17 protein-coding genes are annotated in these 13706 nt (G+C 69.3%); 7 read left to right on the forward strand and 10 right to left on the reverse strand.

The window, feature by feature from the left end:
- Together ACOJSN_RS23295 and ACOJSN_RS23300 are read left to right on the forward strand one after the other, a co-directional pair.
- Positions 1 to 881: FGGY-family carbohydrate kinase (locus ACOJSN_RS23295; RefSeq protein ID WP_420114870.1), on the forward strand; the 881-nt coding region annotated here is incomplete at its 5' end.
- Between the two features lie 12 nt (positions 882 to 893).
- Positions 894 to 1901, forward strand: coding sequence for an NAD(P)-dependent oxidoreductase (locus ACOJSN_RS23300; protein ID WP_420114871.1), 1008 nt, complete (start codon positions 894 to 896; stop codon positions 1899 to 1901).
- A gap of 30 nt (positions 1902 to 1931) precedes the next feature.
- Here the strand turns inward: ACOJSN_RS23300 and ACOJSN_RS23305 are convergent, their stop codons facing one another.
- Together ACOJSN_RS23305 and ACOJSN_RS23310 are read right to left on the reverse strand one after the other, a co-directional pair.
- The gene (locus tag ACOJSN_RS23305) at positions 1932 to 2339 is read right to left on the reverse strand and encodes a hypothetical protein (protein WP_420114872.1); all 408 of its coding nucleotides are present in this window, start codon (positions 2337 to 2339) and stop codon (positions 1932 to 1934) included.
- 121 nt (positions 2340 to 2460) lie between these two features.
- Positions 2461 to 3054 carry a TetR/AcrR family transcriptional regulator gene (locus ACOJSN_RS23310; RefSeq protein WP_420114873.1) on the reverse strand — a complete coding sequence of 198 codons (594 nt, stop codon included), beginning with the start codon at positions 3052 to 3054 and terminating at the stop codon, positions 2461 to 2463.
- A gap of 133 nt (positions 3055 to 3187) precedes the next feature.
- On the opposite strand from ACOJSN_RS23310, the gene trxB reads away from it, so the two are divergent.
- Genes trxB through ACOJSN_RS23330 form a run of 4 tightly spaced genes read left to right on the forward strand, consistent with a single transcriptional unit; the run spans position 3188 to position 6771 of the window.
- The gene (gene trxB / locus ACOJSN_RS23315; RefSeq protein WP_420114874.1) at positions 3188 to 4156 is read left to right on the forward strand and encodes a thioredoxin-disulfide reductase; all 969 of its coding nucleotides are present in this window, start codon (positions 3188 to 3190) and stop codon (positions 4154 to 4156) included.
- Between the two features lie 22 nt (positions 4157 to 4178).
- Complete coding sequence (trxA, locus tag ACOJSN_RS23320) at positions 4179 to 4505, forward strand: thioredoxin (RefSeq protein ID WP_420114875.1); 327 nt, start codon at positions 4179 to 4181, stop codon at positions 4503 to 4505.
- Between the two features lie 17 nt (positions 4506 to 4522).
- The gene (locus ACOJSN_RS23325) at positions 4523 to 5833 is read left to right on the forward strand and encodes a PLP-dependent aminotransferase family protein (RefSeq protein WP_420114876.1); all 1311 of its coding nucleotides are present in this window, start codon (positions 4523 to 4525) and stop codon (positions 5831 to 5833) included.
- Positions 5830 to 6771: a D-alanine--D-alanine ligase family protein gene (locus tag ACOJSN_RS23330; RefSeq protein WP_420114877.1), complete on the forward strand. Its 942-nt coding sequence runs from the start codon at positions 5830 to 5832 to the stop codon at positions 6769 to 6771. The genes ACOJSN_RS23325 and ACOJSN_RS23330 overlap by 4 nt, the downstream gene beginning before the upstream one ends.
- Position 6772: 1 nt before the next feature.
- On the opposite strand, the gene ACOJSN_RS23335 is transcribed toward ACOJSN_RS23330, so the two are convergent.
- The 8 genes from ACOJSN_RS23335 to ACOJSN_RS23370 form a co-directional block, all read right to left on the reverse strand.
- Positions 6773 to 7153, reverse strand: coding sequence for a type II toxin-antitoxin system VapC family toxin (locus tag ACOJSN_RS23335; RefSeq protein WP_420114878.1), 381 nt, complete (start codon positions 7151 to 7153; stop codon positions 6773 to 6775).
- A gap of 1 nt (position 7154) precedes the next feature.
- The gene (locus tag ACOJSN_RS23340; protein WP_420114879.1) at positions 7155 to 7400 is read right to left on the reverse strand and encodes a type II toxin-antitoxin system Phd/YefM family antitoxin; all 246 of its coding nucleotides are present in this window, start codon (positions 7398 to 7400) and stop codon (positions 7155 to 7157) included.
- A 41-nt stretch (positions 7401 to 7441) separates the two neighbouring features.
- Positions 7442 to 8761, reverse strand: coding sequence for an ABC transporter substrate-binding protein (locus ACOJSN_RS23345; protein WP_420114880.1), 1320 nt, complete (start codon positions 8759 to 8761; stop codon positions 7442 to 7444).
- A 125-nt stretch (positions 8762 to 8886) separates the two neighbouring features.
- Positions 8887 to 9201, reverse strand: a complete 315-nt coding sequence (locus ACOJSN_RS23350; RefSeq protein ID WP_420114881.1) for a hypothetical protein — start codon at positions 9199 to 9201, stop codon at positions 8887 to 8889.
- A 189-nt stretch (positions 9202 to 9390) separates the two neighbouring features.
- Positions 9391 to 10494: a ParB/RepB/Spo0J family partition protein gene (locus ACOJSN_RS23355; protein ID WP_420114882.1), complete on the reverse strand. Its 1104-nt coding sequence runs from the start codon at positions 10492 to 10494 to the stop codon at positions 9391 to 9393.
- Positions 10491 to 11453 (reverse strand): ParA family protein, encoded by a 963-nt coding sequence (locus ACOJSN_RS23360; protein WP_420114883.1) that lies wholly within the window; start codon positions 11451 to 11453, stop codon positions 10491 to 10493. Before ACOJSN_RS23360 ends, ACOJSN_RS23355 begins: the two co-directional genes overlap by 4 nt.
- Positions 11454 to 11747: 294 nt before the next feature.
- A complete protein-coding gene (locus ACOJSN_RS23365) occupies positions 11748 to 11915 on the reverse strand; it encodes a MazG nucleotide pyrophosphohydrolase domain-containing protein (protein WP_420114886.1) in 168 nt (55 codons plus the stop codon).
- A gap of 710 nt (positions 11916 to 12625) precedes the next feature.
- The gene (locus ACOJSN_RS23370; RefSeq protein WP_420114884.1) at positions 12626 to 12928 is read right to left on the reverse strand and encodes a hypothetical protein; all 303 of its coding nucleotides are present in this window, start codon (positions 12926 to 12928) and stop codon (positions 12626 to 12628) included.
- 52 nt (positions 12929 to 12980) lie between these two features.
- Here ACOJSN_RS23370 and ACOJSN_RS23375 point away from each other — a divergent pair, with 52 nt between their 5' ends.
- On the forward strand, positions 12981 to 13610 hold the full coding sequence (locus ACOJSN_RS23375) for a TetR/AcrR family transcriptional regulator (protein ID WP_420114885.1): 630 nt from the start codon (positions 12981 to 12983) through the stop codon (positions 13608 to 13610).
- The last annotated feature ends 96 nt before the right edge of the window (positions 13611 to 13706 follow it).

Raw genomic sequence — 13706 nt, forward strand, 5'->3', positions numbered from 1 at the left:
GCGACCTCGCCGCTGCGCGCGAACTGATCGCGCCCGTGGCCGTGGACCCGACCGGCGCTCTGCTGCCGGCGGTCGCCGAGTCGGTGGGGCTGCCTGCCGGTCTGCCTGTGGTGTCCGCACCGTATGACCTCGTGGCGTCCGCGACCGGGGCCGGCGTAGAGCGCGACGGCGAAGGGCTGTTGATCGTCGGGACCACGCTTGCCTGTGAGGTGCTGCATGAGGAGGTCACCCTCACCGGCGAGCGGGCCGGTCTCACGCTGGCCACCGGTACTGGTACGGCGGCGTTCCGGGCGATGCCGGCGATGGTCGGCGCCGCGACGATCGACTGGGTCCTCGGGATCGTCGGCCACACTGTGCACGACCTTCCGGCGCTGCTCGCGGAACCCCCCAGCACCGCGGTGCGTGCCCTGCCGTTCCTGGCGCACGCTGGGGAGCGGGCGCCCTTCCGCGATCCACGCGCACGCGGCCGCTTCGACGGCATCACGCTGACGACCACGGCTGCCGACCTGGTCCGAGCCGTGGTCGAGGCTCTCGCGTTCAGCGCACGCGCCTGCTTCGAGGCCGCCGGTCTCGATGGCCGCCTGCGCGCGTGCGGCGGTGGCTCTCGCGGCCCCCTGACGCAGGTGTTCTCCGATGCTCTCGACACACCGATCGACCGGTGTACCGACCCAGAGGTTGGCGCCCGTGGCGCCGCGATCCACGCCGCGCGCGCCGTCGGCGCAGAGCCGCCCCCACCCTCGCCCACGGACCTCGTGAGCCCGCGTCGCCCGCACGCCACCCGGTATGCGGAGGCGTTCGCCACCTATCTCGCCGACGTCGACGCCGCACGCGCCCAATGGGCAGGTGCGGCGGTACCGGCACCCACGGGAAAGAACAGCTAGGAGACCACTCGCATGCACGTCCTTGTCGCCGGTGACCACTTCGTCACCCCGACCCTGCTCGCCAACGCCGTCACCGAGCGGGTTCCCACCGGCCTCACCCTGTCCACGATGACGCTCGAATGGCCGAAGGTTCCGTTCGGGCCTGTGGCCGAGGTGCTCGAGGCGTCCGGGACCGAGGAGGCCATGATCGCCGAGCTGAGCGGCGCGACCATCGCGGTGAGCCAGATGGCGCCCTTCACGCGCCGGGTGATCGAAGCCTCCACCGATCTCGAGCTGATCGTGGTCTGCCGTGGCGGACCGGTGAACGTCAACCTGGAGGCGGCAGCCGAACGCGGCGTCCACGTGGTCTCGACACCGGGTCGCAACGCCGTGGCGGCCGCCGAGCACGCCATCGCCCTGATGCTGGCGGCGATGCGCAGGGTTCCGGAACGTACCGCCTCGATGCAGGCCGGTGAGTGGCGTGGTGACGAGTACGGATTCGACACCTGCGGTCGCGAGCTTGATGGCCTCACGGTCGGCCTGGTCGGCTACGGCGCCATCGGACGTCGAGTGGCGCGCATCCTCAGGGCGTTCAACGCCGACGTCCTCGTTCACGACCCCTACGCCAATGCGGCCGACGTGACCCACGGCCGGCTCGTCGAACTGGACGAGTTGCTGGCCGACGCGGCCGTGCTCAGCCTGCACGCGCGACTGACCGACGAGACCCGGCACCTGATCGATGCCGACACGCTGCGCACGGTTCGCCCCGGCCTTGTCCTGGTGAACACCGCCCGCGGCGGGCTCGTCGATCACGACGCGGTCGTGGCGGCTCTGCACGACGGGACACTCGGCGCTGTCGGCCTCGATGTGTACGACCCTGAGCCGCCTGCACCGGACGACCCGATCCGAACAGCGCCTCGGACCGTGCTGACGCCTCACCTCGCGGGTGCCACCAAGGAGACGGCGCTGCGCGCGGCTTCGATGAGTGCCGATGCGGTCGCGAGGTTCGTGCAGGACAAGCTCACTGCCCCACTGCGATGAGTGAGGTCTGCTGGGAGCGCCCCGAGCCGCTCAGCTCAGTCCCGCTGTGATCAGGCCGATCCCTGCCGACCCGACACCGACCACGAGCACAAGGCCGCCGGCGTAGATGAGGTAGCGCAGACCGTTGGGCTTGTCTGGATCGCGGCCGATGACGCTGAGGAAGAACCCGGCCGGCATGAGGATCGCGGCCCAGAGCACAGCGGTCGAGAGGCCGGCGAAGATCCCGCTGACACCGGCCTCGGCAACCAGCAGCATCACGACCAACCCCAGGATCACGAGGACCCCGGCGTGGGCGTGGCCGGCGCGGAAGTAGGAGCGCTGGAGGTCATTGGCCGGCACAGTGCGGTTCACCACGCGGAGCAGGAAGCTGCCGCCGTAGGCGATACCGATCACCGTGAGCAGCACGACTCCGGCAGAGATGGTCTGGACGTTGCTCATCATGTGGTCCTCTCAGCGAGCGGGTCCGGGCACGGCGCGTGACCGCGGCGGCGGTGGTCAGGCTGGCGAGCAGCGCGAACGGGACGATGCTCGCGAACGCGCCCTTCGCCGTCGGGACTCATCACGACGCCCCGGAGGAGCCGCCGAGCAGTCCGCCCGCGCGGCGGGCGATCTCGGCGAGGTCGGTGACGCCGAGCATCTCCCGGATGCGTGAGCGCTCGAGGTTGCCCGTGAGGTCGAGCGCGGCGAGGCCGTGCATGAGCGACCAGGCAGCGGTGACCGCAGCGGCTGCCTCCGCGACGCCGGCGGCCGGGGCGATCGCCTCAACTCCCGCGCGCAGCTCGGCGAAGGCACCGTCGGAGGCCTCGGCGAGTGCGGGGTCGTCACCATCGAGCAGCGTGGGCTGGAACATCACCGCGAAGTGCCCGGGGTGCGCGGCCGCGAACTCCACGTACGCGACGCCGAGCTCGATGAACGGTGCCTGCGCAAGCCGGAGCTCCACCAGCCGGTCCCGCAGCATCCCGAACCCCTCGACCGCGATCGCTGTCAGCAAGCCGGTGTTCGACCCGAAGTGGTGGCGGGGCGCGGTGTGGCTGACGCCGAGGTCGGTGGCGATCGCCCGCAGGCTCAGCGCCGACGCCCCTTGGTCGGCGACGATCTCGAGGGCGCGATCGAGCACGGCCCGCCGGAGGTCGCCGTGGTGATAGTCGTTCACAACCCGGAACTATACAGCGGTAAGTTGCCACTGTAAAGATGTCCGTGGACGCCCCCGCAGGCGCGGAGTGGGCGGGGAACATCGCCGGGCCGCGTAGCGTTGCACCAGCGCAGACTTCTGGGAGGCATCACAAGTGAGCGACACCGCCACGGTTCACGACGTCATCATCATCGGCTCCGGGCCGGCCGGATACACCGCTGCGGTCTACGCCGCGCGAGCAGGCCTGAACCCGATCGTCTTCGCAGGCTCCGTCACCGCGGGCGGCGCGCTGATGAACACCACCGACGTGGAGAACTTCCCCGGGTTCCCCGACGGCATCATGGGTCCCGAGCTCATGGCCAAGCTCCAGGAGCAGGCCGAGCGGTTCGGCGCCGACGTCCGGTACGACGACGTCGAGAGCGTCGAGCTGACCGGTGACGTCAAGACCGTGGTCGCCGACGACGAGACCTTCCAGGCCCGCACCGTCATCCTCGCGACCGGATCGGCCTACAAGGAGATCGGCCTGCCGGACGAGAAGCGTCTCTCCGGCCGCGGCGTCTCCTGGTGCGCCACCTGCGACGGGTTCTTCTTCAAGGACAAGGACATCGTGGTGGTCGGCGGCGGCGACTCCGCCATGGAGGAGGCGCTGTTCCTCACCCGCTTCGGCAAGACCGTGACCGTGGTGCACCGCCGCGATGAGCTCCGCGCCTCCAAGATCATGGCCGATCGCGCCCTGAACGACCCCAAGATCACGTTCGCCTGGAACTCCGAGGTCGCCGCGATCACCGGCGAGAACAAGGTCGAGTCCGTCACGCTGCGCGACACCGTGACCGGCGAGACCCGCGAGCACCCCGCCGAGGGCCTCTTCGTGGCGATCGGACACCTGCCCCGCACCGAGCTCCTCACCGGCCAGGTCGACCTCGGTCCCGAGGGTTACGTGGCCGTCGCCCACCCCACCACCCAGACCAACCTGGCGGGCGTGTTCGCCTGTGGGGACGTCGTCGACCATCACTACCGACAGGCCATCACGGCCGCCGGGACCGGCTGCGCCGCCGCCCTCGACGCCGAGCGCTACCTCGCGGCCCTCGACGCCACACAGCCCGCCGAGCCCGCCGCCGTCTGACCCTCCACACACAAGGACACACATGAGCACCCTCAACGCGACCACCGACGAGACCTTCGAGACCGACGTACTGCAGGCCGAAGGCCCTGTCGTCGTGGACTTCTGGGCCCCCTGGTGCGGCCCGTGCTTGCAGTTCGCGCCGATCCTGGAGGAGGTCGCGAACGACAACGCGGACAAGATCAAGGTCGTCAAGCTCAACACCGACGAGAACCCCGAGACCATGCAGAAGTACGGCGTGATCTCGATCCCGACCATCAACGTCTACGTCAACGGCGAAGTCGCCAAGTCCCTCGTCGGCGCCCGGCCGAAGAAGCGTTTCCTGGAGGACATCGCCGAGTTCCTCGGCTGATCGGGGACACTGGTCCGGTGAACACCCCCGAGCCCACCCCCGGTCGCGGCACCCGCCTCGACCCCTGGTACTCCAGCTACGCCGAGCGCACGCACGGCATGAAGGCCTCGGAGATCCGCGCCCTGTTCTCGGTCGCGAACCGGCCTGAGGTGGTCTCGCTGGCCGGCGGCATGCCGTTCCTGGCTGGGCTGCCGATGGAGATCGTCGCAGAGGTGACCGACCGGCTGCTGCGCGAGCGCGGCGCCGTCGCGCTCCAGTACGGATCGGGCCAGGGCGACGTCGAGCTCCGGGAGCAGATCACCACGGTGATGGCGGAGGAGGAGATCGCCGCCCATCCCGACGACGTCGTGGTCACCACCGGCTCCCAGCAGGCCCTCGACCTGGTCACCAGGATCTTCGTGGACCCGGGCGATGTGGTGGTCGCCGAGGCGCCCAGCTACGTGGGCGCGCTCGGCGTGTTCCGCGCCTACCAGGCCGATGTGGTCCATGTCCCGATGGACGACGACGGCCTCGTCCCCGAGCTGCTCGAGGAGACTCTCGTGCGGCTCGCCTCCGAGGGCCGCCGGGTGAAGCTGCTGTACACGGTGCCGAACTTCCACAACCCGGGCGGCACCACGCTCTCGCTCGAGCGCCGCCCGAAGATCGTGGAGATCGCGCGCCGGCACGGGGTGCTGATCCTCGAGGACAACCCCTACGGGCTGCTGGGCTTCGACGGCGAGATCATGCCGGCTCTGCACACGTACAACCCCGATGGGGTCATCTACCTCGGCTCGTTCTCCAAGACCTTCGCGCCGGGATATCGGGTGGGCTGGGCGCTCGCGCCGCACGCGGTGCGGGAGCGACTGGTGCTCGCGAGCGAGTCGGCGATCCTGTGCCCCTCGAACATGAGCCAGATGTCGATCGCGTCCTACCTGGCCACGTGCGACTGGCGCGGGCAGGTCAAGCAGTACCGGGAGCAGTACCGCGAGCGCCGTGACGCGACGCTCGGCGCGCTGGCCGAGTTTCTCCCGGATGCACGCTGGACCACCCCGACCGGCGGCTTCTACACCTGGCTCACGCTCCCCGAGGGCCTGGACGCGCAGGCGATGCTGCCGCGAGCGGTCACCGAGCTGGTCGCGTACGTGCCCGGCACCGCGTTCTACGCCGACGGCACCGGCCACCGGCACATCCGCCTCTCCTACTGCTACCCCACCCCGGAGCGGATCGAGGAGGGCGTACGGCGCCTGGCGAACGTGATCAACGACGAGCTCGACCTGGTGCGCATGTTCGGCACGATGGGCGATTCCCACGTCTCCGGCACCATCAACCCGGGACCGAACCAGACATGACGGATCTCGAGGTTCTCATCCTGGCGGGCGGTCTCTCACACGAGCGGGACGTCTCCGTGCGGTCGGGGCGCCGCGTAGCCGACGCACTGCGGTCGGTCGGCGTCTCGGCGCACGTTCACGATGTGGACGGCGAGCTGCTCGGTTACATCGAGCAGACTCGCCCCGATGTGGTGTGGCCGATCCTGCACGGTTCCACGGGAGAGGACGGCTCGGTCCGCGACGTGCTCGACCTGGTGGGCGTGCCGTACGTCGGCACCGACGCAGCGGGGTCCCGCCTGTCCTGGAGCAAGCCGGTCGCGAAGACGCTGTTGGCGCAGGCTGGCGCACGAACGCCGCGGTTCACCACGCTGCCGCAGACGCTGTTCCGTGAGCTCGGCACCCGCGGTGTGCTCGAGAAGGCGCTCGAGGTGCTCGGGCTGCCGCTCGTGGTCAAGCCCGCCTCCGGGGGCTCCGCGCTCGGCGTCACGGTGGTGCGCGAGGCCATGGCGCTGCCACAGGCGATGGTCGCATGCTTCGCGTACGGGGACGAGGCACTGATCGAGCAGCACGTCTCCGGGACCGAGCTGGCCGTCTCCGTGATCGACCTCGGCGACGGCCCGCAGGCGCTGCCGAGTGTCGAGATCGTCACCGAGGGCGCGTACGACTACGACGCCCGCTACAACCCCGGTCGTTCCGAGTACTTCGTGCCGGGTCGTCTGGACGAGGCACGCGAACGCGCCGCTGGTGAGCTCGCGGTGCTCGCACACCGTGTGCTCGGGCTGCGTCACCTCTCCCGGACCGACATGATCGTCGACGACGACGGCGTCCCCTGGCTTCTCGACATCAATGTCGCCCCGGGTATGACCGAGACGTCGTTGTTCCCGCAGGCTGCCGCCGCGAGCGGCTACGGCGCGGGCGAGCTCTACGCCGCCCTGGTCACGCAAGCCGCTGCGGGCTGAGTCACGAGCGGGCGTCGAGCACCCAGGGCAGGTCGAGCGCGAGCAGGCGACGGTCCGCTGTTGCCAACGTGACGTGTTCGACGCTCGCCTGGGCGAGCAGCATCCTGTCGAACGGGTCGTGGCGAACGAGTTCCTGGAACGTGGCCATGGCAGTGGCATGCGTCGCGGTGAAGGGCATGGGCTGGAGCCCTTGGGTCTCCAGCAGCGCCGGCAGGTCCTCTGGCAGGTCGACCTTGCCGATGGCGGCCTTCACCGCGAACTCGGCATGTGTCACCGCTGAGACGTGCACCATCGCGGATTCCACGATCGCGCGGCGGCACCGCGGGCCAATACGCCCGTGCTCGCCGACCAACCACAGGACGACGTGGCTGTCGAGAAGCACGTCAGACCTCAAGCTCGTCGGCGTCGTCGAACATTGCGGTGACCTCGGCGTCGGCTGCGTCGAAGGCGTCGTCGTCAACGCGGATCCGAGTGGCGAGCCCGCCGAAGACGACGTCGACCCGTGGCAGTGGCGACAGGTGAGCAACCGGCACGCCGGCACGCGCGATCAGGACCGTCTCCCCCTTGCTGACATCGTCGAGCAAGCGCGACAGGTGCGTCTTGGCCTCGTGAACATTGACCGACCTCATCGCAGCATCGTAGTTAGTTCGACTTAGTCCAGTCAACTGGGTCAGCCGCCGAGGGCGGTGAGCGACTCGTCGTAGAACCGCTGGGCCGCGGCTGCGGCGTCGATGGTCCCGAAGTACAGGTCGTCCTGCGCGCGGGACATGATCTCGCCGAGGACCTGGCCCGCCCCGGGCGGCGGCACGGGCTGCGGCTCGCCGAGGCCCGGCTCGAGTGCGGTGAGGAACTGGGAGATCTCCTGACCCTCCGGCGACAGTGAGCCCTCGATCGTCTCGAGCACCTCGGTGTTGCACGGCCGGCCTCGTTCGTCCAACAGGATCGCGCCGACCTCCACGCTGTTGACCAACCAGTCGATGAACGCACCGGCCGCCTCCGGGTCGGCGGTGTTCGCCGACGCGCTCCACAGCTGCGACGGGTGGTACCAGGCATGCAGGTCGGCCTCGTTGCCGGTCAGGCTCGGCATCCGGAGCATGACGATCTCGTTCTCGGCGAATCCGGTCACCACGTTGAACTGGTTGGTCCAGACCACCTGGAACGCCGTGGTGCCGAGCACGAGCGAGCTCTGCTCGATCGGCTTGGTGGTCTCCTCCACGATCATCGAGCCCGGTGGGATCGCGCCGCTGTCCTTGAACGCCGCGAGCATCTCGAAGTAGCCGCGCAGCACGTCCACGCTGGTGCCGAGCTCTCCGGAGTCCAGGAACAGCTCGTCGCCGTGCTGGCGGACCCATGCCCGCAGCGGCCCCTCGGCGCCGGGCGTGGCGCTCCCGTACGTGCCGTCCGGCGTCGCCGCACTGATCTCCGCCGAGAGTTCTCGGTAGTCGTCCCAGGTCCAGGTCGTGTCGTCGGGCCTGTCCACTCCCGCGGCCTCGAGCACGCCGAGATTGCACATGATCGACGGCGTGTTGATGCCCAGGTTGATGCCCACCAGAGTGCCGTCCACACGGCCCACGTCCACCGTGCCCGGAGCGAACTTCGAGGTGTCGACGTAGGGCTCGAGATCGAGCAGTGAGCCACGGCTGCCGTACTCGGACATGAAGCCGTCGGCCATCTGGATCACGTCCGGCATGTCGCCGCCGGCGGTCTGGGTGGCGAGACGGTCCCAGTAAGCGCCGAACTCCGAGGGCGTCGCCTCGATCGTGATGCCCGGGTTCTCCTCGAGGTAGAGGTCCACCACCTCCTTGGTCAGCTTGTCGCGGACCTCGTTTCCCCACCAGCTGAAGCTCAGGTGGCTGCTCTCGCTACCGTCCGCGCCCGTGCCTCCGCCGCCGCTCGAGGTCCCGCCACCGCCACGCGAGCAGCCCGCGGCAGCGGCGACGCCGGCCCCTCCGAGCAGTCCGAGCAAGGTCTGTCTGCGGGTCCAGGTCATCGGAAGCTCCTCGTCGAGTGGCGAATCGGTTCAGTGAATGGCTATGCATTCCTGGGTGGGCATTCGCAAGCATATCAGGGAGCTGCGCCGCCGAGGCGGGTCTGTGATCTGCGCCGGGCGGCGGTTCACATACCTGAGGAGAGGCTCGCGATCCGCACCAGGAAGAACAGCCCTCCGAGGCCGAGCAGGATGCCGCCCCACACCCGCAGTGCGCCTCCCGCGGCGGCGACCTGCGGTGGGTACATCGACAGCGGCATCCCGCCGGGGTGCTCGGGCGCCTGGTACCCGTTGTGCACGAGCCAGGCGAGGTAGTCCAGCTGCGCCTGTCGGCGTCGCGCACCCGCCTTGGTGAGGAGCACGATCCCGGCGATCACCGGTCCGAGCACGAACAGCAGCCCGAGGATGACGTAGGTCAGTTGATAGATCGAGTCACCAGCCATGCGGTGACGGTATCCGGTGGCGCCGCCGTGCAACTGTGGTTATCCACAGGTGTGGTTCGACGGAGCCTGGTGGGGCGTGCGGCTTCGGTGGTCCCGCGCCCGGAGTGGAGTCCGCAAGAGTCTGACTATTCCTTATGAGGCCCGGCTCTCCGCTGTTCTGCGGTCTATACCTGGCAGGGCCGACACAGTTCAGTCGGCGCTGGTGCGGAGCACGCCCGGGTCGTCGGGCACGAGGGAGTCAAGGATCCGATTGAGGTCGGAGACGTTGGCGAACTCGATGCTGACCGAGCCCTTGCGCTGGCCGAGATTGACCTTGACCTTGGTGTCGAGCCGGTCCGACAACCGTGCCGCGAGGTCCTCCAGGGCACCACGGTGCACGCCGGCGCGGGGAGCGGCACGGCGAGCGGGCTGGTCCTCCTCACCGACCTCGCCGAGGGCCACGATCTCCTCGGTGGCGCGCACACTCAGGCCTTCTGCGACGATCCGCTGCGCGAGCCGCTCCATCGCGGCGCCATCCTGCAGTCCCAGCAGTGCGCGCGCGTGGCCCGCTGAGAGCACCCCGGCGGCAACTCGCCGCTGCACCAGCGGAGGGAGCTTCAGCAACCGCAGGGTGTTCGAGATCTGTGGGCGCGACCGGGCGATCCGCGTGGCCAGCTCCTCTTGTGTGCACCCGAAGTCTTCGAGGAGCTGCGTGTACGCGGCGGCCTCCTCGAGCGGGTTCAGCTCACTGCGATGCAGGTTCTCCAGCAGCGCGTCGCGCAGCATGTCGTCCTGCTCGGTGGCGCGGATGATCGCCGGGATCGTGTCGCGCTCGGCGACCTGGGAGGCGCGCCAACGGCGCTCCCCCATGATCAGCTCGTACTGCGGCTGACCCTCATCATCGGCGCCGCTCGGGCGGACCACGATCGGCTGCAGTACGCCCACCGTGCGGATCGAGTCGGCCAGCTCGGCGAGCTTGTCCTCGTCGAACACGGTCCGCGGCTGCACGGCGTTGGGCACGATCGCGGCGATCGGCAGCTCAGCGAAGGTCGCACCAGGCACCGGCACGAGCTCAGGCGACCCCGTGCTCGAGCCGGCGTCCTCGGCCGTGGCGACTGCGCCGTCGTCCGGCTCGCCGCTCGACGCCTCGACGGCGGCGCTCGTCTCCGTAGCGTCGTCATCGTTGGCGTAGGGGCTGCGCGAGTCGGGGAAGAAGACGTCCACGGGGCGGCCGTTGGTGCGCTCGCCGGCGGCGGGCGCGGTGGGAATGAGCGCCCCGAGACCTCGGCCGAGAGCGTGGCGGCGCTCGTTCATCGTGGTTCTCCTTCGTTGCTGGGCGACCGTTGCGTGATCTCACGCGCGGCCTCGCGGTAGGTCAGCGACCCGCTGGATCCCGGGTCGTACGTGAGCACGGTCTGGCCATGGCCTGGCGCCTCGGAGATGCGGACGGACCGAGGGACCGTGGTGTTCAGGGTCTGCTCCGGGAAGTGCTCGCGGACCTCGGCCGCGACCTCGCGAGCGAGGTTGGTGCGCGCGTCGTACATCGTGAGCAGGATGGTGGAGACGTGCAGCGCCGGATTGTGGTGCGCGCGGATCAGCTCGATGCTGTTGAGCAGCTGCCCCAGACCCTCGAGGGCGTAATACTCGGTCTGGATCGGAATCAGCACCTCGCGTGCGGCGACGAACGCGTTCACCGTCAGCAGTCCCAGGCTCGGCGGGCAGTCGATGAACACGTAGTCGATCCGCGGCTGCCCTTCGCGCAGGCGGTACCTGAGGTAATCAGCAAGGGCGTTCCGCAGGCGGTTCTCTCGCGCGACGAGCGAGACGAGTTCGATCTCCGCGCCGGAGAGGTCGATCGTTGCGGGCACCACGTGGAGGTTCGGGAATGCGCTCGACTGCACCACGACGTCGTGGATCGGCGCCTCGTTGATGAGCACGTCGTACGTCGAGGGCGTCCCGGCCCGGTGCTCGGTGCCGAGCGCCGTGGACGCATTGCCCTGCGGGTCGTTGTCGATGACGAGCACGTGGAGGCCCGCGGCCGCCAGTGCCGCAGCGAGATTGACCGTGGTGGTCGTCTTCCCGACGCCGCCCTTCTGGTTGGCGACGGTGAACACCCGCGTCTGTGGCGGGCGGTCGTAGACCTGACCGTGCAGAGCCACGCGGCGGCGCGCCTCTTCGGCGAGCTCAGCCAGCAGCGGAGTGGAGGCGTCGACCTGGGGGATCACGTCGAGTCGCGCCTGGCGGTTGGCGTCGATCGGGGCGTCGGAGTGCATCGTTTCCTGGGGTCGAGCGGAAGGTCACCACAGCCTACGGCTGCGCGGGGCGCCAGGGTGGCGGGTGGACCGTTCTGCACAGGTCCCGCGTGGGTCCGCGGTGGGTTCCACGGAGGATGTTTCACGTGAAACGGTGCTCGGGATCGCGCCCGTCCGCGGGCACGGCCACCGCGTTTCACGTGAAACATCGCGCGGGATGGCGGCCATGACCTTGCCGGCACTGATGCCGACCGGGAGCTGGGCGCCGGTACCTGCGACGCGCTGGACATGGTCGACCTTCGGCGCGCAGAGGTGTCAGCGCTTGTCGCCTGCCCCGCCCAGCACACCCCGCTCGCGTCGGCTGGCGAGCTTCTCGACGTTGGCCCGCGCAACGTGGTCCAACGAAAGGTCGAAGTAGTCCGCCAGCACCGCGACGTACCAGAGGACGTCACCCAGTTCCCGGGCGAGGTCGGAACGATCGATCGCAGACTCGTCACTGTCGTGGTCGCGTACCCACTTCTTGAACTCTCTCGGCGATCTCGCCTAACTCCCCCACCAGTCCGAGGACGAGGTGGAGCAACTCGTTCCTCCTGTCACGTGGCGCCGCGGTGCGGAGGGCGAGCCGCTGGTACTCCTCGAGGTCCATGCCAGATCAGGGTATGCCCGACACATCCTGCTGGCTCGCACCTCCTCGGCGGCGACCGTTTCACGTGAAACACCACCAGCGCTCACAGGGCGCAGCGTCGGCCACTGCCCGGGACCCGCCTACGTGAGCACGGTCACGACCCACTCCACTGCACCGTCCGCCATGCCGGAAGGCGTGCTCACGCATGGAGCGAGGCACGGGCAACGAGCTCGTCGACGACAGGCGTCCAGCGGAGTGCAGCGCGCCCTCTCGACGCGCCGGGTGACGATGCATCCTCCTGGCAGCACGCGACGCCCTCAGCGCGCGAGGCGCACTGCGGCGGCAGCTCCGCCGGCGTCGGCTCGGCCGGTGAGATTCCGGAACGCACTATCGCCGCCGGCAACGACACGGACTCGGATCGACTCCCACGACGCGATAGCGCCCGACGAACCCGACAGCCGGCGCGCCCGCCACGCGGGACGGTCGGTCGGAACCATCGCGTCACGCCACAGCGGTGACGCTCGCATCGCCTGAACATGACGCCACTCCACCTGACACCGCCACTGCGTCAGCGTTGCCCACGCGCTGCAACGGCCTGCTCATAGAGCAGGCCGAAGCCCGCCATCACGACGATCCCGACGTGCACGGAACGTCCACGATGCGCGACTGCAGTAGACGTGAGACCGCGCCACGAAGCACTCGCCAGGAGCGCGACGCCTCCAGCAAGGTTCATCCCTGCCCACACCAGGTTCAAGCCCGGGGAGGAGTTCTCGCCGCCCAGCGGCGTCAGACCACGGTGGCCGGCCAGTCCCACCACCGCGTGGGGGAGCGCATTGGCCAGCAGCGCACCAGCGACAATGTCCCGCTTCACAGCAACTCCCGCATATATGATCGGCGTACACATAGCGCTCCGAGCAGATTATATGAACTCTGTACATACAGCAATGGGACGGCGTCGTGGCGCCCCTCCGGCAGGTCAACGCCTCACACGGCAGGCCGTCATCGACACGGCTTCGGCCGTCATCGAACGCGACGGAATCGCCGCGTTCAGCCTGCGACGCCTCGCGACCGAGCTCGGCGTCCGGCCTAGCGCGTTGTACAACCACGTCACCAATCTCGACGAGCTCTACTCCGCCGTCGTGAGCGACGCACTCGCAGCCTTCGATCTCTCCGACGACCCCGGGACCTGGCAGGCGTGGCTGCGCGCGGTCGCCGTCGACATTCGCCACTGGCTGCTGAGTCGGCCTGAGACCGCCGGGCTCATCCTCGAACGCGCCGGGTCAACGGCGGACGGCCCTGACTTGCTGAACCGCGTGACCGACCGCCTCAGCGCCGCCGGGGTCGATCGAACGGTCGCCCACCTGGCGTGGCACGCCGTCTTCACCGTGGTCGTCGGAACGGTCCAACAAGATCTCGCTCGCCGGGTCTCTACCGACGGGACGTTCGAGGCCGTGCTCGACCTCGCCATCCGGGGCATCGGCGTGGCCGCAGCCGAAGAGGTCGATCCCAACCTCCGCAAACTCGTCCGCAGCCACGGCTTCAGCGACCGCTGAGCCCGCACCGTTTCACGTGGAACGCTGCGCCACGATCTCCGCGAGTGCAACGAAGTCCGCGGCATCCCAGGCCGCGCGCCCCACGAACAGCCCGTC

The organism is Pseudactinotalea sp. (assembly GCF_048594945.1).
Taxonomy (GTDB): domain Bacteria; phylum Actinomycetota; class Actinomycetes; order Actinomycetales; family Beutenbergiaceae; genus Pseudactinotalea.